The 22,502-nt window shown below is 68.7% G+C and carries 21 protein-coding genes, 1 tRNA gene and 1 other RNA gene; 17 read left to right on the forward strand and 6 right to left on the reverse strand.

The window, feature by feature from the left end; all coding sequences use genetic code 11:
- The first annotated feature begins 46 nt into the window (after window positions 1–46).
- The 8 genes from Q1B08_RS00365 (at window position 47) to aat (ending at window position 8,676) form a co-directional block, all read left to right on the forward strand.
- Window positions 47–1,078, forward strand: a complete 1,032-nt coding sequence (locus Q1B08_RS00365; protein ID WP_299812974.1) for a branched-chain amino acid ABC transporter permease — start codon at window positions 47–49, stop codon at window positions 1,076–1,078.
- 73 nt (window positions 1,079–1,151) lie between these two features.
- Complete coding sequence (locus tag Q1B08_RS00370; protein WP_299814841.1) at window positions 1,152–2,360, forward strand: branched-chain amino acid ABC transporter permease; 1,209 nt, start codon at window positions 1,152–1,154, stop codon at window positions 2,358–2,360.
- Between the two features lie 5 nt (window positions 2,361–2,365).
- On the forward strand, window positions 2,366–3,124 hold the full coding sequence (locus tag Q1B08_RS00375) for an ABC transporter ATP-binding protein (protein WP_299812977.1): 759 nt from the start codon (window positions 2,366–2,368) through the stop codon (window positions 3,122–3,124).
- A 9-nt stretch (window positions 3,125–3,133) separates the two neighbouring features.
- Window positions 3,134–3,889 (forward strand): ABC transporter ATP-binding protein, encoded by a 756-nt coding sequence (locus tag Q1B08_RS00380; protein WP_299812980.1) that lies wholly within the window; start codon window positions 3,134–3,136, stop codon window positions 3,887–3,889.
- A gap of 85 nt (window positions 3,890–3,974) precedes the next feature.
- Window positions 3,975–5,924, forward strand: a complete 1,950-nt coding sequence (gene acs, locus Q1B08_RS00385) for an acetate--CoA ligase (protein WP_299812983.1) — start codon at window positions 3,975–3,977, stop codon at window positions 5,922–5,924.
- Window positions 5,925–6,118: 194 nt separating this feature from the next.
- On the forward strand, window positions 6,119–6,607 hold the full coding sequence (gene accB, locus Q1B08_RS00390; protein WP_299812986.1) for an acetyl-CoA carboxylase biotin carboxyl carrier protein: 489 nt from the start codon (window positions 6,119–6,121) through the stop codon (window positions 6,605–6,607).
- A gap of 4 nt (window positions 6,608–6,611) precedes the next feature.
- A complete protein-coding gene (accC, locus tag Q1B08_RS00395; RefSeq protein ID WP_299812989.1) occupies window positions 6,612–7,958 on the forward strand; it encodes an acetyl-CoA carboxylase biotin carboxylase subunit in 1,347 nt (448 codons plus the stop codon).
- A 73-nt stretch (window positions 7,959–8,031) separates the two neighbouring features.
- Entirely contained in the window at window positions 8,032–8,676 is a 645-nt protein-coding gene (gene aat / locus Q1B08_RS00400; RefSeq protein ID WP_299814844.1) for a leucyl/phenylalanyl-tRNA--protein transferase, read from the forward strand.
- Here the strand turns inward: aat and Q1B08_RS00405 are convergent.
- Together Q1B08_RS00405 and Q1B08_RS00410 are read right to left on the reverse strand one after the other, a co-directional pair.
- Window positions 8,634–9,014 (reverse strand): DUF2155 domain-containing protein, encoded by a 381-nt coding sequence (locus tag Q1B08_RS00405; protein WP_299812992.1) that lies wholly within the window; start codon window positions 9,012–9,014, stop codon window positions 8,634–8,636. The genes aat and Q1B08_RS00405 overlap by 43 nt on opposite strands.
- Window positions 9,011–9,388 (reverse strand): NADH:ubiquinone oxidoreductase subunit NDUFA12, encoded by a 378-nt coding sequence (locus Q1B08_RS00410; RefSeq protein ID WP_299812995.1) that lies wholly within the window; start codon window positions 9,386–9,388, stop codon window positions 9,011–9,013. Before Q1B08_RS00410 ends, Q1B08_RS00405 begins: the two co-directional genes overlap by 4 nt.
- Window positions 9,389–9,567: 179 nt before the next feature.
- On the opposite strand from Q1B08_RS00410, the gene Q1B08_RS00415 reads away from it, so the two are divergent.
- Entirely contained in the window at window positions 9,568–12,057 is a 2,490-nt protein-coding gene (locus tag Q1B08_RS00415) for a hypothetical protein (RefSeq protein ID WP_299812998.1), read from the forward strand.
- A gap of 2 nt (window positions 12,058–12,059) precedes the next feature.
- Here Q1B08_RS00415 and Q1B08_RS00420 read toward each other — a convergent pair whose 3' ends face one another.
- A complete protein-coding gene (locus tag Q1B08_RS00420; protein ID WP_299813001.1) occupies window positions 12,060–12,401 on the reverse strand; it encodes an ArsC/Spx/MgsR family protein in 342 nt (113 codons plus the stop codon).
- A 158-nt stretch (window positions 12,402–12,559) separates the two neighbouring features.
- Here Q1B08_RS00420 and Q1B08_RS00425 point away from each other — a divergent pair, with 158 nt between their 5' ends.
- Complete coding sequence (locus Q1B08_RS00425) at window positions 12,560–12,769, forward strand: cold-shock protein (RefSeq protein ID WP_299645979.1); 210 nt, start codon at window positions 12,560–12,562, stop codon at window positions 12,767–12,769.
- Window positions 12,770–12,864: 95 nt separating this feature from the next.
- Here the strand turns inward: Q1B08_RS00425 and Q1B08_RS00430 are convergent, their stop codons facing one another.
- The 3 genes from Q1B08_RS00430 to Q1B08_RS00440 form a co-directional block, all read right to left on the reverse strand.
- Window positions 12,865–14,769 carry an acyl-CoA synthetase gene (locus Q1B08_RS00430; RefSeq protein WP_299813004.1) on the reverse strand — a complete coding sequence of 635 codons (1,905 nt, stop codon included), beginning with the start codon at window positions 14,767–14,769 and terminating at the stop codon, window positions 12,865–12,867.
- A gap of 89 nt (window positions 14,770–14,858) precedes the next feature.
- Window positions 14,859–16,652, reverse strand: a complete 1,794-nt coding sequence (locus tag Q1B08_RS00435; RefSeq protein ID WP_299813007.1) for an ABC transporter transmembrane domain-containing protein — start codon at window positions 16,650–16,652, stop codon at window positions 14,859–14,861.
- A 229-nt stretch (window positions 16,653–16,881) separates the two neighbouring features.
- Window positions 16,882–16,955: transfer RNA gene (locus Q1B08_RS00440), tRNA-Gly, on the reverse strand.
- A gap of 143 nt (window positions 16,956–17,098) precedes the next feature.
- Here Q1B08_RS00440 and Q1B08_RS00445 point away from each other — a divergent pair.
- The 7 genes from Q1B08_RS00445 (at window position 17,099) to Q1B08_RS00475 (ending at window position 22,452) form a co-directional block, all read left to right on the forward strand.
- Window positions 17,099–18,088 (forward strand): PAS domain-containing protein, encoded by a 990-nt coding sequence (locus Q1B08_RS00445; RefSeq protein ID WP_299813010.1) that lies wholly within the window; start codon window positions 17,099–17,101, stop codon window positions 18,086–18,088.
- A gap of 104 nt (window positions 18,089–18,192) precedes the next feature.
- Window positions 18,193–18,480 carry an Asp-tRNA(Asn)/Glu-tRNA(Gln) amidotransferase subunit GatC gene (gene gatC / locus Q1B08_RS00450; protein ID WP_299813013.1) on the forward strand — a complete coding sequence of 96 codons (288 nt, stop codon included), beginning with the start codon at window positions 18,193–18,195 and terminating at the stop codon, window positions 18,478–18,480.
- Window positions 18,477–19,964, forward strand: coding sequence for an Asp-tRNA(Asn)/Glu-tRNA(Gln) amidotransferase subunit GatA (gatA, locus tag Q1B08_RS00455; protein WP_299813016.1), 1,488 nt, complete (start codon window positions 18,477–18,479; stop codon window positions 19,962–19,964). The genes gatC and gatA overlap by 4 nt, the downstream gene beginning before the upstream one ends.
- Window positions 19,965–19,992: 28 nt before the next feature.
- Window positions 19,993–20,784, forward strand: a complete 792-nt coding sequence (locus tag Q1B08_RS00460) for a hypothetical protein (protein ID WP_299813019.1) — start codon at window positions 19,993–19,995, stop codon at window positions 20,782–20,784.
- Between the two features lie 8 nt (window positions 20,785–20,792).
- Window positions 20,793–21,458: an N-acetylmuramoyl-L-alanine amidase gene (locus Q1B08_RS00465; protein WP_299813022.1), complete on the forward strand. Its 666-nt coding sequence runs from the start codon at window positions 20,793–20,795 to the stop codon at window positions 21,456–21,458.
- Window positions 21,459–21,561: 103 nt separating this feature from the next.
- An RNA gene (rnpB, locus tag Q1B08_RS00470) (RNase P RNA component class A) lies at window positions 21,562–21,929 on the forward strand.
- Between the two features lie 142 nt (window positions 21,930–22,071).
- Window positions 22,072–22,452 (forward strand): hypothetical protein, encoded by a 381-nt coding sequence (locus Q1B08_RS00475; RefSeq protein ID WP_299813025.1) that lies wholly within the window; start codon window positions 22,072–22,074, stop codon window positions 22,450–22,452.
- Window positions 22,453–22,502: the final 50 nt, after the last annotated feature.

Here is a 22,502-nt window from a genome sequence, read left to right on the forward strand (position 1 = left end):
CCTGCCTCGGGAACCCGACCGTACCTTTTTCAAGGACACCGGCGACATGGAAGCCTTCCTCCTCCAGATCCTGAACGGGCTCGACAAGGGGTCGGCCTACGCGCTCATCGCGCTCGGGCTCACGCTTATCTTCGGCACGCTGGGCGTGGTGAACTTCGCGCATGGCGCGCTCTTCATGCTGGGCGCCTTCGTCGCCGTGACGCTGAGCCGCCTGCTGCAGCTCAGTCACAAGGCGTCGGAGCCGTCGGGCACGGATTTCCTCGGCAATCCGCGCTACGACGACGTCCTCTACGTGGAGGACATCTTCGGTCCGGAGCTCGGGCAGGCGCTCCTGGACTGGGCCGTGCCGGTCTCGATCCTCGTCGCCATCCCGGTCATGCTGCTCATCGGATTCGTGATGGAGCGTGGCCTCATCAAGCATTTCTACAAGCGCCCCCATGCCGACCAGATCCTGGTGACCTTCGGACTCGCCATCGTGCTGCAGGAGGTTATCAAGTACTTCTACGGCGCCAACCCGATCCCGACGCCGGCGCCCGACGCGTTCCGCGGCAGCTTCGACTTCGGCGTCCTGCTGGGCTTCGATCCGAACACGATCATCTATCCGTACTGGCGACTCGTCTATTTCGTCTTCGCCGCGATCATCATCGCCGCCGTCTTCGCCTTTCTGCAATTCACCACCTTCGGCATGGTCGTCCGTGCCGGCATGGCGGACCGGGAGACGGTGGGCCTTCTGGGCATCGACATCGACCGCCGCTTCACCATCATGTTCGGCATCGCCGCCGCCGTGGCCGGCCTCGCCGGGGTGATGTACACGCCGATCAATCCACCGAACTACCACATGGGGATGGATTTTCTCGTCCTCAGCTTCGTCGTCGTGGTCGTCGGCGGCATGGGCTCCCTGCCCGGCGCGGTGCTCGCCGGGTTCCTGCTGGGCATCCTCGAGAGCTTCGCCTCGACGACCTGGGCCACGACCGCCGTGCCCGGCATCAACCAGATCATCATCTACCTCGTGGCCATCGTCGTCCTCCTGACCCGCCCGCGGGGCCTGATGGGACGCCGCGGCGTGATGGAGGAGTGAGGCCATGACGGACCGGACCGACTATACCCCCGCCGCCGCGACGCCGCCGTCCCGCAGGGCGGCCCGGGACACGATCCTCGGGCTGACGAAGCAGGATTTCAGCCTCCTCCTCGTCGTGATCGCGCTGGCGATGCTGGCGCCGTTCCTGCTCAACCCGTTCCCGTCGAACTCTGCGATGGCCCAGTTCAACGCAGGCTACCCGGACCTGATGCAGCGCTTCGTGATCTTCGGGATCTTCGCGATCGGCTTCAACATCCTGTTCGGGCTGACCGGCTACCTGAGCTTCGGCCACGCCGCCTTTCTTGGCGTGGGCTCCTATTCCTGCGTCTGGATGTTCAAGCTCCTGGGCTACAACGTCCTGCCCGGCATCCTGCTCTCGATCGTCGTGTCCGGGCTATTCGCGCTGCTGATCGGCTACGTCTCGCTGCGCCGGTCGGGCATCTACTTCTCGATCCTGACGCTCGCCTTCGCGCAGATGTCCTTCGCACTAGCCTATTCCGTCCTGTCGAACCCGGCCTTCAACCTGACGAACGGCGAGACCGGCCTGCAGGTTTACACGAGCGACCCGCAATGGCTGCAGGGCGACGGGCCCCGCGCGCCGCACCTCTTCGGGCTGGCGATGCGCGAAACGGAAACGCTGTCGATCGGGGCGTGGAACTTCCAGTTCAATGCCGGTTACTACCTCTGCGCCGTGATCATGGTGGTCTGCTTCTACCTTTCGGTGCGTCTGTTCCGGTCGCCTTTCGGGATGATGCTGCGTGCCGTGAAGTCGAACCAGCAGCGGCTGAACTATACCGGCGTCAACGCCCGGCCCTACACGCTGGCGGCCTTCGTGATCTCCGGCATGTATGCCGGTCTCGCCGGCGGGCTCCTTTCGGCGATGGACCCGCTCGCGGGCGCCGAGCGGATGCAGTGGACCGCGTCGGGGGAGGTCGTGCTGATGACGATCCTCGGCGGGGCCGGCACGCTGATCGGTCCGGTGCTCGGGGCGGGATTCATCAAGTATTTCGAGAACATCTTCTCCAAGATAAACGAATCCACGCTGCATGCCTGGTTCTCCTTCCTGCCCGACGGGCTGGAGGACGCGCTGGTGGCCATCGTCTACCCCTTCGTCGGCAAGGGCTGGCACCTGACGCTCGGCCTGCTCTTCATGCTGGTCGTCATCTTCCTGCCCGGCGGACTCGTGCAGGGTGGAAACAAGATGGCTACGATCTTCCGCCGCGACCGCAAGGGCGGCGGGGTCGAGGACGACGCGGCGACGCAGCGTCAGGCGGGGGAGTGAGCGGCATGAACATCCTCGAGGTCAAGAACGTCGGCAAGCGGTTCGGGGGGCTCCACGCGCTTTCCGACGTGAACCTCTCGGTCGCCAAGGACTCGGTCCACGCGATCATCGGGCCGAACGGCGCGGGCAAGTCAACGCTCCTGAACTGTCTCGTCGGCAAGCTCATCCCCGACACCGGATCGGTGAGCTTCGACGGCCAATCGGTGCTCGGGCGCAAGCCGCACGAGATCAACCAGATGGGTATTTCCCGGGTGTTCCAGACACCCGAGATCTTCGGCGACCTCACGGTGCTCGAGAACATGATGATCCCCTGCCTTGCCAAGCGGGACGGCGCTTTCGCGCTGAACGGCTACCGCGCGCTGATGCGCGACCGGGAGATCGTGGACAGGGCGGAGCACATGCTCGAGGACATGCACATGATCGAGAAGCGCGGCATGCACGCGGCCTCGATGTCGCGCGGCGACAAGCGGCGGCTCGAGATCGCGATGTGCCTCGCGCAGGAGCCGCGCCTGCTGCTGCTCGACGAGCCGACGGCGGGCATGGCCCGTGCCGACACCAACAACACGATCGAGCTCCTCAAGCAGATCAAGGACAGCCGGCCGATCACAATCGCGATCATCGAGCACGACATGCATGTCGTCTTCTCGCTCGCCGAGCGGATCACGGTGCTGGCGCAGGGCACGCCGCTCGTCGAGGACACGCCCGACAACATCAGGGGCCATCCGAAGGTGCGCGAGGCCTATCTCGGCGAGACGGAGCATTAGGAGGACGCGATGAACGTCAATCCGGCAATCGGCGGCGAAACGCCCCGCGACGCGGCCGCACCGGCCTTCTTCTCGGTCCGCGACATCCACGCCTATTACGGCGAGAGCTACATCGTGCAGGGGATCAGCTTCGACGTGCGCGAGGGGGAAATCCTCGCGCTGCTCGGGCGGAACGGCGCGGGCAAGACCTCGACGCTCCGGACCTGCGCCCGGCTCGGCAATCCCGAACTCAAACGGGGCGAAATCTGGCTCGACGGCGACGCGCTGCACCGAATGAGGGCGCACGAAGCCAGCGCGGCGGGGCTGGGCCTCGTTCCGGAGGACCGGCGGATCATTCCCGGGCTGACGGTGGAGGAGAACCTCAAGCTCGCGCAGATCGCCCCGCCCGTCGGCTGGTCGATCGAGCGCATCTACGAGCTTTTTCCCCGGCTCGGCGAACGCCGCCGGCAGGAGGGGGTCACGCTGTCGGGCGGCGAACAGCAGATGCTTTCGATCGCCCGCGCGCTGGCCCGCGACCTGAAGCTTCTGCTGCTCGACGAACCCTACGAGGGGCTCGCCCCCGTGATCGTCGACGAGATCGAACGCACGCTCGCCGAAATTCGTCGCAGCGGGATCACCACGATCCTCGTGGAGCAGAACGCCGTCCGGGCGCTGAAGCTGTCGGACCGCGCCGTGATCCTCGATACCGGCGGCGTCGTGTTCGACGGCACGGCGAGCGAAGTTCTGGAAAACGCGACGCTCCGCGCGGAATATCTGGCGATCTGACCGGCAAGGGACCGCCGCGCGGCCGGGGCTGGCACAAGGAGCCGGGGATCGATAGCCCCGGAAGCAGGGAATGAGGGAGATTACGATGCACGATGCAAAGACGTTCGAGCCCGATCCGGACTTCGCCGCCGGCGCGCATATCGACCGCGCGACCTACGACGAGATGTACGCGGCCTCCGTCGCCGATCCCGAAGCCTTCTGGGGCGAGCAGGGACGGCGCATCGACTGGATCAAGCCCTACGGCATCGTCAAGAACACGTCCTTCGCGCCCGGCAACGTCGATATCCGCTGGTACGAGGACGGAACGCTCAACGTCGCGGCGAACTGCATCGACCGCCATCTGGCCGAGCGCGGCGAGCAGACCGCCATCATCTGGGAGCCCGACGACCCGGAGGCGGAGGCGCAGCATATCAGCTACCGCCAGCTTCACGCGCATGTCTGCAAGGTCGCCAACGTCCTGAAGGGGCTCGGCGTCGGAAAGGGCGACCGCGTCGTCCTCTACATGCCGATGATCCCGCAAGCCGCCTACGCGATGCTGGCCTGCGCGCGGATCGGGGCGATCCATTCCATCGTCTTCGCAGGCTTTTCCGCGGATGCGCTGGCCGCCCGGATCGACGGATCGGAGGCCAAGGTCCTCGTCACCGCCGACGAGGCGCCGCGGGGCGGGCGGAACACGCCGCTGAAGGCGAATGCCGACAAGGCGCTGGAGAAGGTCTCGACCGACACCAAAACCCTCGTCGTCAGGCGTACCGGCGGCGCGATCGAGATGGTCGAAGGCCGCGACTTCTGGCTGCACGAGCTGGAAGCCGAGGCGTCGAACGATTGTCCGCCCGAGGAGGTGGGGGCGGAGGACCCGCTCTTCATCCTCTACACCTCCGGCTCCACCGGGCAGCCGAAGGGCGTCGTCCACACCACGGGCGGCTACCTCGTCTACGCCGCGATGACGCATCAATACACGTTCGACTACCACGACGGCGACGTCTATTGGTGCACCGCCGATGTCGGCTGGGTCACGGGGCACAGCTACATCGTCTACGGCCCGCTCGCCAACGGCGCCACGACGCTGATGTTCGAGGGCGTGCCAACGTATCCCGATGCCGGCCGCTTCTGGGCGGTCTGCGAGAAGCACCGCGTGAACCAGTTCTACACCGCGCCCACCGCGATCCGCGCCCTGATGGGCCAGGGCAAGGGCTTCGTGGAAGGCTACGATCTGTCCTCGCTCAAGGTGCTGGGCACGGTGGGCGAGCCGATCAACCCGGAAGCCTGGTCCTGGTACGACGAGGTCGTGGGCCGCGGCCGTTGCCCCATCGTCGACACCTGGTGGCAGACGGAGACCGGCGGCCACCTCCTGACCCCCCTGCCCGGCGCGACGGCCACCAAGCCCGGATCCGCCACCTTGCCCTTCTTCGGCATACAGCCCGCCGTTCTCGACCCGGCGACCGGCGAGGAGATCGCCGAGACGGTGGCGGAGGGCGTGCTCTGCATCAAGGACAGCTGGCCAGGCCAGATGCGCACGATCTGGGGCGACCATGAACGGTTCGAGAAGACCTATTTCGCCGATTACAAGACCTACTATTTCTCCGGCGACGGGTGCCGGCGCGACGCCGACGGCTATTACTGGATCACCGGCCGCGTCGACGACGTCATCAACGTCTCCGGTCACCGGATGGGCACGGCCGAGGTGGAAAGCGCGCTCGTCGCCCATCCGAAGGTGGCCGAGGCCGCGGTGGTGGGCTTTCCGCACGAGGTGAAGGGCCAGGGCATCTACGCCTACGTCACCCTGATGGGCGGAGAGACGCCGTCCGACGAGCTTCGCCGCGAACTCGAAAGCTGGGTGCGGTCCGAGATCGGGCCGATCGCCAAGCCGGATTGCATCCAATGGGCGCCGGGCCTGCCCAAGACGCGCTCGGGCAAGATCATGCGTCGTATCCTCCGCAAGATCGCGGAGGACGATTACGGCGCGCTCGGCGACACCTCGACGCTCGCCGATCCCGGCGTCGTGGACGACCTGATCGCGAACCGGATGAACCGCTGAGGGGCCGGTCCGGCCTTCGCGTCCGCCCGGACGATCGGTGACAGGCCGTCCTCCGCGGGCCCTTCGGCCCGACGCGGTCGAGTGGTGGCAAAGCTGCGCTGTTCGCGCTACGTCCGGACGATCGGTGCCCCCGGGGCGCTTCCCCTGACGCCTGGGACGGGTTAGGGCCCCGAAAACACGCAGCGGAGACGGCAATGACGAAGACCCATGACAGCGACGTCGCCTTCATCAAGGCGCTCGCGGAGCTTCTGCGCGAGAACGACCTGACCGAACTCGAGGTGTCGCGCGAATACGGCGAGGACGACGCCCTTAACGTCCGGGTCGCCCGTCAGCTCACCGCCGCGCCCGCCCCGGCCCCGCAACCCGTCGCCGTGACGCACGCGCCGCAGGCCCCGTCCGCCCCGGCCGCATCCACGAGCACCAACGCACCGCAGGACCCGGCGCAGGATCCGGGCGCGGTGACCTCCCCCATGGTCGGCACCGCCTATCTTTCGTCCGAGCCGGGCGCGTCGCGCTTCGTCCAGATCGGCGACACGGTGGAGGAAGGACAGACCCTCCTTATCGTGGAGGCGATGAAGACGATGAACCAGATCCCGAGCCCGCGAGCCGGTCAGGTGAAGCGTATCCTCGTCGAGGACGGCGCAGCTGTCGAATACGGCGCTCCCCTCGTGATCCTGGCCTGATCCCATGTTCTCCAAGATCCTGATCGCCAACCGGGGCGAGATCGCACTGCGCGTCGTTCGTGCCGCCCGCGAGATGGGGGTGGCGACGGTCGCCGTCCACTCCACCGCCGATGCCGACGCGATGCATGTCCGAATGGCCGACGAGTCGATCTGCATCGGACCCGCCCCCAGCACGCAATCCTACCTCAACGTCGCGGCGATCGTGTCGGCCTGCGAGATCACCGGGGCCGAGGCGATCCATCCAGGCTACGGCTTCCTGTCCGAGAACGCCGCATTCGTGCAGGTGCTCGAGGATCACGACATCACCTTCATCGGCCCCACGGCGGAGCATATCCGCGTCATGGGCGACAAGATCACCGCCAAGGAGACGATGCGGAAGCTGGGCGTGCCCTGCGTCCCCGGCTCCGACGGCGGCGTGCCGGACCTGCAGGCCGCCGAGCGCATCGCGACGGAGATCGGCTTTCCGGTCATCATCAAGGCCACGGCCGGCGGCGGCGGGCGCGGCATGAAGCTCGCGCGCAGCGCGGGTGAGCTCGAGACCGCGTTCCGCACCGCGCGAAGCGAGGCGAAGGCCGCTTTCGGCAACGACGAGGTTTATCTCGAGAAGTATCTCGACACGCCCCGGCATATCGAGGTGCAGGTCTTCGGCGACGGTCGCGGCCGGGCCGTGCATCTGGGCGAGCGCGACTGCTCCCTTCAACGGCGGCACCAAAAGGTGCTGGAAGAGGCCCCCGGCCCCACGATCACGCCCGAGCAGCGCGCCGAGATCGGCCGCACCTGCGCCGAGGCGGTGGCGCGGATCAATTATGCCGGCGCGGGTACGATCGAGTTCCTTTACGAGAACGGCAACTTCTACTTCATCGAGATGAACACGCGCCTGCAGGTGGAGCATCCGGTGACGGAGGCCGTTTTCGGCGTCGACCTCGTGCGCGAGCAGATCAACGTGGCCGCGGGCCTGCCGATGTCGTTCCACCAGGAGGAGCTTCGCCTCAACGGTCACGCGATCGAGGTGCGAATCAACGCCGAGAAGCTGCCGCAATTCACGCCCTCCCCCGGCCGGATCACGCAGTATCACGCGCCCGGGGGCCTCGGCGTGCGGATGGATTCCGCCATCTACGACGGCTACCGCATCCCGCCCTATTACGATTCGCTCATCGGCAAGCTGATCGTGCACGGACGCGACCGCAACGAGGCGCTGGCCCGCCTGCGCCGCAGCCTGGGGGAGATCATCGTGGACGGCGTCGACACCACGATCCCGCTTTTCGCCGAGCTGGTCCAGGATCCGGACATCATGGCCGGCAACTACACGATCCACTGGCTCGAGGAATGGCTCGCGCGCAACCTCACCTGACGGACCGGCCTTTCGGTCCCCCGCGGGCGCAATGTCGCTTTCAAGCCGGGGGATCGGTGCCTATCTTCGCGCCATGCCCCGCGACACGCCCGAGATCACGCCCGAGACGCTGCTGATGGCCTATGCCGCGGGCATCTTCCCGATGGCCGAGGCGCAAGACGATCCCGAAATCTACTGGGTCGATCCGAAGCGCCGCGGCGTGTTCCCGCTCGACGGGTTCCGCCTGTCGCGCTCGCTCGCCAAGGTCATCCGCCGGGGCGATTACGAGGTGACGCTCGACCGCGACTTCGCCGGCGTCGTCGATGCCTGCGCGGCGCGGGAGACGACGTGGATCAACGCTCCGATCCGGCGTCTTTACGCGGAGCTTTACGCCGACGACTATGCCCATTCGCTGGAAGTCTGGAGCGGCGGCGCGCTGGTGGGCGGCGTCTACGGCGTCACCCTCGGCACCGCCTTCTTCGGGGAGTCGATGTTCTCGCGCCGGCGCGACATGTCGAAGCTCGCGCTGGCCTTTCTGGTCACGCTGCTGCGCCAGCGCGGCTACACGCTTTTCGACACGCAGTTCCTGACCGACCACCTCGCCAGCCTCGGCGCCGTGGAGATCCCGCGGCAGCATTATCACACCCTTCTCGCCGACGCGTTGCAGCACCGTGCCCGGCTGACCGGGCCCGTGCCTCAACCGTCCGAAGTCGCGCACCTCAGGAGCCAGACGTCGTAGCGCGGATGTTCCAGCGCATTGAGCGCGGGCGAAGAGGCGACCATCCAGCCGGCGAAAAGCTCGGAAACGTCGCGGGCATCGACGACCTTGATGAGGCCGAACGCATCGCCCGATGGGTTGTTCGCCGGAAAGCGGCATTCCTGAAGCGTCACCTGCAGCGAGCCGTAGGCCATCGTCTGGCCGGAGGACATCTCCACGTCGATCACCTCGCCGGACGTCCGGTCGAGCGTGCGGAGCACCGCGCCCGGCGCCGTCCGCGTGCGGACCTGCGTTTGCTGCGCGAGCGCGGGGGCGGCCAGCGCGAAACCGAGCAGGCCAGCGAGGACCGCGCGGATCACTCGGGGCTCCACGCCTCGTAGTCGCGCTCGGGGACCACGTCGGCGCGCCGCAGCGAACCCTTGCGGAAGAACGCCTCGTCGGATCCGGTCATGTTGTGCTTGGGCGGCTTCTCCCAGCCGCGACGTGTCAGCGGCGCCTCGCTCGGCGGTCGCTGGATCGTGCGGTGCAGCCAGCCATGCCATTCGGGCGGGACGCGGCTCGCGTCATTGTCGCCCGGATAGAAGACCCAGCGGCGCGAATCGTCGGCGTTGCGGAAATAGACGTGACCCAGATCGTCGCGCCCGACCTCCTGGCCGTGACGACGGGACCACAGGGCGGTGCCGAAGCTCTGCCCGTCCCACCATCCTACGAGGCGCCTGAAAAACCCGGCCATGTCGATCCTCCGCGCATGTCGCATCCCTCCTACACCGCAGGCCGTGGCGGTCAAGGTCGGCAGGGGGCGGGCACAACTCAGGGCTGCGCGGGTTTACCTTGCGCGATCTCCCGGCCTAGACTTTAAGTCCCGCGCCGGACGCCTGTCGCGACACGGCGCCCCCATGCTAGGCGGACCGCATGACCCCACGCATCGCGCTCAATCTCGCCCTCGACCACGTCGCCGTCCTGACCCGCGGCGACGACGGCGCGTGGCTGCGTGAGGGGATCGTGCCGCTCGAGGTCGACGACATGCGCGACCGGCTGGAGCGGATGCGCCGGCACGCCTTTTCGCGGGCGGGGGAGGACACCACCTCGATCCTGATCCTGCCGGACAACCAGGTCCTTTATACCTCGGTGGAGCGGGACGACCGCGATCCGCGGGCGACGATCCGGACGTCGCTGAAGGGGCGGACGCCCTATGCCGTCGAGGACCTCGTCTTCGACTTCGCGCAGAAGGGCGACCGCCTGCAAGTCGCCGTGGTCGCGAAAGAAACGCTTGCGGAGGCCGAGACCTTCGCGACGGATTTCGGCTTCCGCCCGGTTCGGATCGTCGCCGACCCCGCGGCGGGCCTTTATCCGGGGCGTCCGGATTTCGGCCCGACCGGCCTCGCGTCGGACCTCCTGCGCGGTGTGCCGGTCACGCTCGACCTCGCCGACGGGTTCGAGGCGCGTCCCGCTCCGTCCCTGCCGGAGGACGGGCCGGAGGACGAGAGCTTCGAGGCGGCCCTCGGCCGCGTCGAGGACGCCGACCCGCCAGGCCCGGCGATGGCCCGGTCCGCGCCGCCGCCGACGCCGCCGGTTCCCGCCGTGGCGGATGACCTCATCGAAACGCTGAAGCCGTTGGCGCTTACGGTCTCGAGCGCCGCGCCGGCAACGCCCGTCGGGGTCGCGGAGGAGGACGCCCTGCCGTCGGCCGGACCGGGCGAGCAAAAGCTTCCGTCGGACGCGGCCGCCGCCTCGGACGGATCGAAGATGCCGGTGGCCGATCCGGGTGAGGAGAGCGATCCGCCAATGCATGCGGCCCGCGCCGACGGGGGGAGCGATCGGACACCCGGTCCATCCTTCGCGTCGCGGCGCCGGTCCGACACGGACGGTCCGACGGCCGCGCCCCCCGCACCCATGCCGGACGGGGCCACGCAACCTCGGGCGAACAGGCTCGCCGCGCCGCGGATCGCGCCCCTCGACCCGAAGGCGACAGGGCCAGCGGATACGACGCCGGCCGTGTCCCGACCGGCCGTCGGACGCATGGCGCTTCTGCTCACGGTCGTGCTTCTGGTCGCCCTTGGAGCGCTTGGACTGTGGTCGGTCATGACGCCGGAGGAGATCGCGCTCGACGTCGCCCCAGCCCCGCCCGTCGAGCAAGCAGCGGTCCCGGAGCGGGAGGAGCCCGGTGTCATGGCGCCGGATCGCGTCGCGTCGGAGGCTTCCGGGGGCGGGGTGGGGCCTGAAAGCGGACCGGCGGAAACGGCGGAGGCGACGTCGCCCGGGGCCGCCGGTGAGGAAAGCGACGCGGCGACGTCCTTGGAGGAAGCGACTCCGGAGCGCGACACCGCGCCGGATGTGCCGCCCGCCGTCGAACTCGCCGCGAGGCCCTCCGCGGAACCGACAGACGGCCCCGGGCCCGCCGCCCGCGCCGAAGCGACCGCGCTCGCCGCCCCCGAGACCGAGGCGGCCAACGACATCCGTGTCGGGACCGCCGATCCGGCGGTGCCCTCGGGCGAGGCCGCGGCCCTGTCCCGGGCGGAGCCGGCCCCCGACCCGTTCCGCCCGCCGGACAGCGCGATCCCGGTTGGGACGGAGACCGAGGTTACCTCGGACGACCCCGTCGCGCCGAGCGTGGAAGGCACCCCCGCCACCGGCGGCTATACCGTGATCGCCGGTCGGCCGGATGTCATGCCATCGCCCCGCCCGGAGGGTCGCCTCGAACCGGAGGAGGCCGCGGAGGCGGCGATCGAATCCGAGCCCCCCGCGCTGACGGGCATGCGTCCCGTCCCGCGCCCGGACGATGCCGAGGGCCGCATCGAAATCGAGCCCGCCGAAACGTCCGAGACGTCCGAGACGTCCGAGACGTCCGAGACGTCCGACGAAATCACCCAGCTGCGCCCCCGACGACGCCCGGAGACCATCGCGACCGCGGCGCAGGCGCAAACCGAAGCCGACGCCGCCGCGGCCCAAGCGGAGGCCCAGCAGGCCGCGGCCATCGCCGCCGCCGCGGCCGCCGCTGCGGCGTCTCTGGCCAGCCGTGCCGCTGAGGCCGCGCCGGTTCCGGCCCAGACCTCCGAGGCCCGGACCACGGCCCAGCGCAGCCAGCGTATCGTGACACGACAGGCCGCGCCGCCCGAGCCTGCCCCCGCGGCGGTGAGTCGGCAGGTCATCCGCTCCACCGAGGGCGACGTCGCCCGGGCCGCGACGCAGGCCAACGAACTTCGCATGCGGGAAACCAGCCTGATCGGCGTCTACGGCCAGTCCGACGCCCGCCGGGCGCTGGTGCGCCTGCCGAACGGCCGTTACGTCAAGGTGAAGGCCGGGGACCAGCTCGAACGCGGCCGGGTGATCGCCATCGGCGAAAGCGAGCTTCGCTATCAGCGCGATGGCCGGAACGTCGTTCTGGAGCTTCCGCAGGGGTGAGATCAGAGGCCCAGCGCGGTGCGGGTCGCCTCGGTCCAGCCGAGATGAAGGCGTTCGTCCGCTTCGACCACCGGCCGCTTGATCAGGGTGGGATGCGCCACCATCAGCGCTTCCGGATCGCCCGCCCTGTCCGCCTCCTCCAGCCGCCGCCATGTCGCCGACCGTCGGTTCAGCAGTTCCGGGCCCAACGCGTCGTGCCAACGCGCGACCTCCGCGGCATCCGGCGCCTGCAACCGGAGGTCGCGCAGAACGACCGTCCGCCCCGTCGCCTCCAAACGCCTGCGCGCCGCCCGACACGTATCGCAGGACCCGAGGCCATGGAGGATGATCGTCGAGGAGGACATCAAGGTATGCTGACGGACACGAGGATTTCCTTGACGTGGTACATCGAGAGGTTAGCTCAGGATTGTGTTCGCTGATTCGGAACGTGCAGACCCTCCGTGCCGGCGTCCACCATGCCGCCGCGATGTTGCGGGCGGGACGATACTAAGGAGACACGGGAATGGCCACTGGCACCGTGAAATGGTTCAACACCACCAAAGGCTACGGCTTCATCGCCCCGGATGACGGCGGAAAGGACATCTTCGTTCATATTTCCGCGGTCGAGCGGGCGGGGCTGACGGGCCTTCGCGACAATCAAAAGGTCGAATACGAACTCCGGGACGGACGCGATGGACGCGCCTCCGCATCGGACCTCGTCGCACTCGATTGAGCTGATACGACGACCTGAAGACGGCTGCATCCCCGGAAAAGCAGGCCGATCCCTGGACGCCCGCGAGAGTGGGCGTCTTTTGTTTGCGGGGACGGTCAGGATTTCGCGCCGCCCCGGTCCGCCCATTGCCAAGGCCGCGTGTAATGCCCCAGCACGTCGGTCACCGCTGCATCCGTAACCTCCCCCGTCCGCTCCAGCTCCGCGACCATGCCCCGCGTCCGGTCCTCGACCACGCGCACGACCCTCGCGGCGACGCCCGCCTCGGCCAGCGCGCCGTTGTAGACCCGGGCAATGGCCCTGCGGCGGAGATCGGGCTTGAAGACCTTGCCCACGGCGGTTTTCGGCAACTCGTCAAGGATCTCGACGTATTTCGGACGGGCGGCCCGTTCCGGCACATGCTGCTGGCAATAGGAAACCAGCTCGTTGGAGGTGACGGAAGCGCCGGCGACAAGCTCGACATAGGCGCAGGGCAGCTCTCCCGAAAAGGCGTCGGGCTGACCGACGGCGCCGGCCATGGCGACATCCTCGTGCCCGGCCAGCGCCTCCTCGATCAGGGCCGGGTCGATGTTGTGGCCGCCCCGGATGATCAAATCCTTCGCGCGGCCGGTGATCCACAGATAACCTTCCGCGTCCAGCCGGCCCAGATCACCGGTTCGCAGGTAGCGATCGTGGAAATAAAGGCCGTCGTTCTTGGCCGCCTCCGTATAGGTATGCCCGGCATCGACGCCGGGAGAGGCGACGCAGATCTCGCCCACCTCGCCCGTTTCGCAATCGCGTGGACCGTCCCCGTCCTTGACCATGATCCGCACGTCCGTGTGCATGAACGGGATGCCGACGGATCCGATCCGCTTCTCCCCCTCGGGCGGGTTGCAGGAAACGAGGCAGGTGCACTCGGTCAGCCCGTATCCCTCGACGACGGTGACACCGGTCTTCGCCTCGAAGCGCCGGAAGAGTTCCAGCGGCAGGGGGGAGGAGCCGACGAACGCGGTCTGGACGCTGCTCACGTCGGCGTCCACGGGCCGCTGCAGCATGGCCGACATCGCCGTGGGCACGGTGATCACGAAGGTGATCTTCCAGCGCTCGATCAGCTTCCAGATGTTGTCGAACACGCCGGCGCCCCGGTAGCCCTGCGGGGTCGGAAAGATCACATGCGCGCCGGAGGTGAGCGCGGCCATCAGGATCACGTGACAGGCGAAGACGTGGAACAGCGGCAGCGGGCACAGGATGTTGTCCTGTTCGGAAAACAGCAGCCGCTGCCCGATCCAGCCGTTGTAGATCATGCCGGAATAGCGGTGCTGCGCGACCTTGGGCATGCCGGTCGTTCCGCCGGTATGGAAATAGGCCGCGACGCGGTCGCCCCCGGCATCCGGGAAGCTCAGTTCGCGCGGCTGCTTCGCGAGCGCCGCCGTCCAGTCGAGGATCCGGGCCCGGTGCCCGACCTTCGTCTTCGGGCGGAGGAACGGGACGACAAACCGCTTCAGACCCGTCAGGTAGCGGTGCAGGTCCACCTCGAGCACGGTCTCCACGTCCGGCGCCTGTTCCAGCGCGGCGGCGACCTTCTGCGCCACGTCGCTTTTGGGAAAGGACCGCAGGGTGACCACCACCTTGGCGTTCGTCTCCCGCAGGATGGCGGCGATCTGGTCGGCCTCGAGCAGCGGATTGACCGGGTTCGCGATCCCCGCGACGCAGCCGGCGAGCAGAACGGTCGCCGCCTCCGTGCAGTTCGGCAAGATATAGGCCACCGTGTCCGTCTCGCCCACGCCGAGCGATCGGAGCAGGTTCGCGCCCCGTGTCACCTGCTCGTGGAACGCGCGCCAGGTCAGCGTCTCCGCGGCGTCCTTCGGCCCGGAAAAAAGCTGGTAGGAGATGGCGGGCCGGTCACCATGGGCGTTTGTGGTCTTCGTCAGCAGCTCGTAGAGCGTGGCCGCCGGCTGCACCTCCGCCCAGGGTTCCGCCGCCTCGATGTCGAGGATGTCCTGCCTGGTAACGAAGGATGCCATCGTGCCCTCCCGGTTGCGCGGGACCTCCCTGCCCCGCCATGGTCGCGCCACGATGGGGGAGGGTGAGACTGCTTTCAAGCCGCCGTCGCCTATTCCGCGGCCAGACCTTCGGTGAATTGCAGCCGCGCCAGCCGCGCGTAGAGACCGCCCTGCCCGACCAGCTCCTCGTGGGTGCCCTGCGCGGCGATCCGGCCGTCCTGCATCACGACGATCCGGTCGGCCTGCTTCACCGTGGCGAGTCTGTGCGCGACGATGATGGTCGTGCGCCCCTCGGCCAGTCGGGCCACGGCGTCCTGCACCAGTCGTTCGCTTTCCGCGTCGAGCGCCGAGGTCGCCTCGTCCAGAAGCAGGACGGGCGCGTCGCGCAGGATCGCGCGGGCGATGGCGATGCGCTGCTTCTGTCCACCCGAGAGCATCACGCCGCGCTCGCCGACATAGGTGTCGTAGCCTTCGGGCAGCGCCTCCAGGAAATCATGCGCGGCGGCGGCGCGGGCGGCCCGCTCCACCTCGGCGTCGCTCGCCCCCGGATTGCCGAACCGGATGTTGTCGCGGGCGGAGGCGGCGAAGATCACCGGATCCTGCGGCACCAGAGCCAGCCGCCCGCGCAGCGCGGCCCGGTCGAGCTCGCGCAGGTCGACGCCGCCCAACGTGACGCGCCCGCCGCTCGGGTCGTAGAAGCGCTGCAGAAGCTGGATCAAGGTGGTCTTGCCCGCCCCCGACGGACCGACCAGCGCCACCGTCTCGCCGGGCGCCACCTGCAGCGTCACCCCGTCGAGCGCCGCCGTCCCGGGCCGGGCCGGATACGCGAAACGCACGTCCTCGAACGCGACCGTCTCGCCGTTGCCACGCTTCGGCGGCAACGGCCGGGCCTGCGCCGGGTCGCGCACTTCGTCCTCGACCTCCAGGAGTTCCACCAGCCGCTCGGTCGCGCCGGCCGCGCGTTGCAGCTCGCCCCAGATCTCCGACAGCGCCGCCACGGCGCCCGCGACCATGATCGCGTAGATCAGGAACTGGATCAGCATGCCGATGGTCATGGCCTCGGCCCGGACGTCCCGTGCGCCGATCCAGAGGACGCCGACGATGCCGGTGAAGGTAAGCAGGATCACGATGGCCGTCATGATCGCGCGCACCCGGATGCGCGTTTGCGCGCTGCGGAAGCCCTTTTCGGTCACGTCGTCGAAGCGACGCGTGGCCTCGCCCTCGTAGGTATAGGCCTGCACCGTCTGCGCGGAGAGCAGCCATTCCGACGCCCGCCCCGAGGATTCCGCGATCCAGTCCTGGTTCTCCCGGCTGAGCTTGCGAAGCCGCCGGCCGAGCACGAGGATCGGCACGATCACCGCCGGCACGATCACCAGGACGAGCGTCGAGAGCTTCGGCGCCGTCCACAGCATCAGCGCGAGCCCGCCCGCGAAGATCAGGACGTTGCGGAGCGCCACGCTGACCGACGACCCGATCACCGAAAGTAGCAGCGTCGTGTCCGTGGTGATCCGCGACAGGACCTCGCCCGTCAGGATGTTGTCGTAGAAGGCCGGGGACATCCCGATCATCCGCCCGAACACCGCCTTGCGGATATCGGCCACGACACGCTCCCCCAGCCGGGTGACGAGGTAGTAGCGCAACCCTGTCCCAACCGCGAGCAAGCCCGCGATCAGCAGCGCCGCGCCGAAATACTGGTCCAGAAGCTGCGTCTCGCCGGTCTGGAACCCGTCGACGACCCGACGCACGGCCAGCGGCAGGATCAGCGAGACACAGGCCGTGGACACCAGCGCAGCGAACGCCGCGAAGACCATGAAACGATGCGGCCGAAAGAACGGCGCGAGGGCGCGGAGGCTGCCGATCCGCTTCGATCTTTCGCGGTCTGCCGTAGCGGAAATATCGGACATGGAAACTCCGGATTTTCCCGGGTTAGCTATGCGTCAAGAGCATGGGACGCAAGCGAGCGCGGCGCGCGGTCGCAATCGCTCCGAGGGGCGGAAAGCCGCGCCAGCACGCCATCGCGACGTCCATCGCCCGCATCGAAGGACGATCCCGGCACCGTCGTTCGGCGGCCGCGTCGTGCGAACGGGGTCGTGCGAACGGGCCGGACGGACCCGCGAGGAATGGTGCAAATCATGGAGCGGGCGACGGGAATCGAACCCGTATCATCAGCTTGGAAGGCTGAGGTCTTACCATTACACAACGCCCGCGTCGGACGGAACGCTATCGCGTCACGTGCGGGGGACGCAAGACCCGGCGGCCGGCGAACTTTACAAAAAGCATACGATGTCGCTGTTGACCTTCACCGGCCGCAGCCTGATTAAGGGACCGTCTGCAAGCGTCAAGGTCTGGAATGGCAAAGGACCGGTCCGATTTTCCGTCCACACCCGAACCGCTGGAACCGTCGGTCCTGCGGATGCTGGAACAGGTGCGCGTGCCGATCTGCGTGACCGATCCGAACCAGACCGACAACCCGATCGTCTACGTCAATTCGGCGTTCCTCGACCTCACGGGTTACACGGAGGCGGAGGTCCTGAATCGGAACTGCCGGTTCCTGCAGGGTCCCGACACGACGGCCGAAAGCATCGCGGCGGTCCGCAAGGCTATCGTCGACAACGTCCGCACGACGATCGAGATCGTGAACTACCGCAAGGACGGAAGCTCGTTCCTGAATGCCCTCCAGATCGGCCCGATCCAGAACCCGGAGGGCGAGACGATCCTGTTCTTCGGCTCCCAGCTCGACGTGACCGAGAAGCGCGCGGAAGAGGAACGGAAGCTGGCCGCGGAGATGGAGGAACGGGCGCACCGGCTCCGCAACATCGTAAACGTCATGACGATTGCGGTCCGCGTGACCGCGAAGGAGGCGCTGAGCGTCGTCGATTTCGCCAAGACGGTCACGGAACGGCTCGACCTGCTCGGTCGCGCGCATTTCTCCACGTTCGAGCGGGCGACGACCATGCCGCTCCGCGACCTCGTCGAGACCGTGCTGCACGCCTACGCGCCGCACGGCGCGCGGCAGGCGCGGGTAGAGGGCGCCGGGATCGAATTGTCGCCGTCGCAGCTCACCCCCCTTACGCTCGCCCTGCACGAACTTGCCGCGAACGCCGTCAAGCACGGGGCGCTCGGCACCGACGAGGGGCATGTGGAGGTGGTCTGGACCGATCCGCGCCCGGACGGACGGTTCGAGTTGACCTGGCAAGAGATCGGCGGGCCCAAGGTCGCGACACCCGACCGCGAGAACGGGTCGCGCATCATTCGCGACCTCATCGAACGATCCGGCGGCACCCTCGTGCCGGACTGGCGGCCCGAGGGACTGGTCGTCCGGATCGAACTGACCCCCTGATCGAAGTGCCCCTGACGCGCGGCGGCCGCGCTGTGGCATCCCGGCGCGATATTGAACCCGGCCCCCACGCCCTGTAGACCGCGGACGACAAGTCCGGAGGTTCCATGTCCATCGACCGCGAAACCGCAAGACGGGTGGCGAAGCTCGCCCGGATCGCCGTACCCGAGGACCGGCTGGACGGTCTGGCACAAGAGTTCAACGCCATTCTCGGCTTCGTCGAGCAGCTGCGCGAGGTCGATGTCGAGGGCGTTGAGCCGATGGTCTCCGTCACGCCCATGCGCCTCAAGCGCCGCGAGGACGTGGTGACCGACGGCAATCAGCAGGACGCGGTCCTGGCCAACGCGCCCGATGCGCGCGAGGGGTTCTTCGCGGTGCCGAAGGTGGTCGAATGAGCGCGCTGACCGACCTGACCATCGCCGGGGCCCGCGACGCGCTCCGCGCCGGCGAGACGAGCGCCGTGGCGCTGACGGAGGCCCATCTGGAGGCGGCCGGGGCCGCGGGCGCCCTCAACGCCTTCGTCCACCACACGCCCGACCTCGCGCGCGAGCAGGCCCGGGCCGCCGATGCCCGGCTCGCCCGTGGCGACGCGCCCGCCATGTGCGGCATCCCGATCGGCGTGAAGGATCTGTTCTGCACGAAAGGCGTGCCCTCGCAGGCGGCCTCGCGCATCCTCGATGGCTTCCGCCCGGAATACGAGAGCACCGTCACCGACAAGCTCTTCACGTCCGGCGCGGTGATGCTGGGCAAGCTCAACATGGACGAGTTCGCGATGGGCTCGTCGAACGAGACCTCGACCTACGGCGCCGCGGTGAACCCGTGGCGGGCGGGCAACTCGGACGCGGCGCTGACGCCCGGCGGCTCCTCGGGCGGCTCGGCCGCGGCGGTGGCCGCGCATCTCTGCCTCGGCGCGACCGGCACCGACACGGGCGGCTCCATCCGGCAGCCCGCCGCGCTGACCGGGACGGTCGGCATCAAGCCGACCTACGGGCGCGTCAGCCGCTGGGGCATCGTCGCCTTCGCCTCATCGCTCGACCAGGCGGGACCGATGACGCGCAATGTGCGCGACGCCGCGATCATGCTGGAGGCAATGGCCGGCCACGACCCGAAGGATTCCACCTCCGCCGACCTGCCGGTGCCGGACTTCGAGGCGATGCTGACCGGCGACATCCGCGGCCAGGTCATCGGCATCCCGCGCGAATACCGCCTCGACGGCATGCCCGACGAGGTGGAGGCCCGCTGGCAGGACGGCATTGCCATGCTGCGCGACGCGGGAGCCGGGATCCGCGACATTTCCCTGCCGCACACGAAATACGCCCTGCCCGCCTATTACGTCATCGCGCCCGCCGAGGCGTCGTCGAACCTCGCCCGCTACGACGGGGTCCGCTTCGGCCGCCGCGCGGCGCTGGATCAGGGCGACGGCGTGACCGAGATGTACGAGAAGACCCGTGCCGAAGGCTTCGGCGACGAGGTACAGCGCCGCGTCATGGTCGGCACCTACGTCCTCTCGGCGGGTTTCTACGACGCCTATTACAACCATGCCCGCAAGGTCCGCGCTCTGATCAGACGCGACTTCGAGGAGGCCTTCGCGAGCGGCGTCGACGCGATCCTGACGCCGGCCACGCCTTCGCCCGCCTTCGAGCTCGGCGCGATGGCGGAGGCCGACCCGATCGAGATGTACCTGCAGGACGTGTTCACCGTCACCGTGAACCTCGCCGGCCTGCCGGGCATCGCGCTGCCCACGGGGCAGGATCGGCGCGGCCTTCCCCTCGGGCTGCAACTCATCGGACGGCCGTGGGAGGAGGGCGCGCTCCTGAACGCCGCACAATGTCTCGAGGATCGTGCCGGTTTCGTGGCACGGGCGGAGAAATGGTGGTAGCACGTCCGAAACCGCAGCGAGGTCCGAAATGCGCGCGATCCCCGTCCTGATCACCCTGTCCACGCTTACGATTCTGTCGGCCTGCGCGCCTTCCGTTCCCGAAAGCGCCATCGTCCAGCCGACGGGCTACGGGACCGGCCTCGACACGCCCGCCGCCGGTCGCCGGGGCTCCTTCGAGCGGATGTCGCAGGACCCGTTCGAATTCGACGCGGCCACCTCCACCCAGATCGAGGCGGAGCGGCTGGCCGGCGAGACCCGCAACGCGCTGGGCCAGCCGCCGCTCGCCGCCAATCCGCTGGGCGACATGGGACCCGTGGAAGATCCCGCGGTTCCCGCCCTGCCTGCGTCGCCCGCCGCACCCCCGAACGGGGCGCTGACCGATCTCAGCGCATCCTCGCTCAATGTCGGGGATCTGGATCGCAACAATCCCGCCATCAGCAACGAGCAGGATTTCGGCGCGGTCTCGGCGCAGCGCGGCATCGCCGCCGATGCCGAACGCCTCCGCATCGCCCGCCAGCAGTACCAGGTCGCCGCCCCGGTCGAGCTGGAACGCCCCGACAGCACGGGCCCCAACATCTTCGCCTACGCGCTCGGTCCGGCGCAGCCGGTCGGGACGCAGGCCTATCGCCGCGGCCTGCGCGCCTCGACCGACCGCATGGCCCGGCAATGTGCGGGCTACAGCAGCCCCGACCTTGCGCAGGAAGCCTTTCTCGAAGCGGGCGGCCCCGCGCGGGACCGGCTCGGTCTGGATCCCGATGGCGACGGCAATGCCTGCGACTGGAATCCGTCCGTCGTGCGGACCCTCGTTCAGTCGAACTGACCCACCGGATGCGGATCGCGGACCGGCCGAGCCCGAACCACGGGCCGCGCCGCGGCGGCGTGACCCGGCCTCACCTGATCGTGCTGCACTACACGGCGATGACGGGCGGACCCGGCCCCGCTATCAAGCGCCTCTGCGATCCCGCGACCGAAGTGTCCTGCCACTACGTCGTGGGGGAGACCGGCGACGTGAGCAGTCTCGTCCCCGAAACGCATCGCGCCTGGCACGCGGGCGCCGGACGCTGGGGGCCATGGGACGACATCAACTCGCGCTCCCTCGGGATCGAGCTGTCGAACGACGCCGCCTCTCCGTTCCCCGCGCCGCAGATAGACGCGCTGGAATCGCTTCTGGCCGACCTCATGGCCCGGCACGACATCGCGCCTGAGGGCGTCATCGGCCATTCCGACTGCGCCCCCGGCCGCAAGATCGACCCTGGCCCCCGCTTCGACTGGCGCCGCCTCGCACGGGGCGGGCGCGCGGTCTGGCCGCAAAGCGGTGAGGCCGATCCGGCGCAGTTCCACGACCACGCCCGCCGGTTCGGCTACACCGCCGAGGTCGACGACGCGACGCGGCTCGCCACGTTCCGGCTCCGCTTCCGGCCGGGCGCGCGCGGCCCGCTCGATGCCGTGGATGCCGGCCTCGCCGCGGATCTCGCCCGTCGCTTTCCGCTCTGAGCCGTCGTCCTGGCGCGAATACGCCCGACGGAGGCGCCGTGCCCCGTAACAGGCGCGGCCGGACCATTGACGCGCGCCGCCGGCCGACTTAACGCCCTGTTCCGCGGGGGGCCGGACGGCCGCGGGGTTCGCGCCCCGAGGAAAGTCCGGACTCCACGAAGCAACGGTGCCGGGTAACGCCCGGGCGGGGCAACCCGACGGACAGCGCCACAGAAAACAGACCGCCCTGCATGCAGGGTCAGGGTGAAACGGTGGGGCAAGAGCCCACCGGGAGGGCGGCAACGTCCTCCGCATGGCAAGCCCCACCGGGAGCAATGCCGAATAGGGATCGCGTGCCCGCGAGGGCGGGGGTGCTTCGCCCCGGCGATCCGGGTTGGCAGCTCGAGGTCGCGAAGCGATTCGCGATCCAGAGGAATGGTCGTCACCGCGGAATCCGCGGCACAAAATCCGGCTTACAGGCCCCCCGCACCTCCGCCGAAATCGGCCGGCTTCGGCAAGAACCCGCCGGGGATCGGCCAGGCCTCCGGGAACTTCCTCGGATTGACGATCTTTCCCTTGTGCAATTCCCCTTCCGATCGCCTGATCCTCGGGCGCAGCGACCGAGTGTGAGATCATGATGCAACTGGCCATGCGAGACATACCGACTGTCAAGGACGACGGCGACGCGGAGCGGTTTCGGATGATCGTCGCGCAGGGGCGGCGAGGCCTTCTGCACCGCGACGGCCGCATCGCGCTTTTCGGTCCGGCCCTGCTTCAGGCACTCGGCTTCCGTCGCGACGACGATCTGCGCGGCCTCGCCTTCACGAGCTTCTGGAGCTTCGAGGACCGTCCGGCCGTCGCCGAAGCGGTCGATGCCGCCGAAGAGGAGGCGCGTACGCTCCGGTTCGACATGCGGTATCACAGCGGCACGGACGACGCCCGCGAAGTCGTGTTCCGGCCCGCCCCGGTCCGAGCCTACACCCTCGTGGAGTTGCGGGACGCGCCCGCCGTCTGACCATGCGCGGCTTGACACCCCCGGAGCAGCGGCTAGAAGGCGACTTCCCG

It is taken from the genome of uncultured Jannaschia sp. (assembly GCF_947494025.1).
GTDB lineage: Bacteria > Pseudomonadota > Alphaproteobacteria > Rhodobacterales > Rhodobacteraceae > Jannaschia.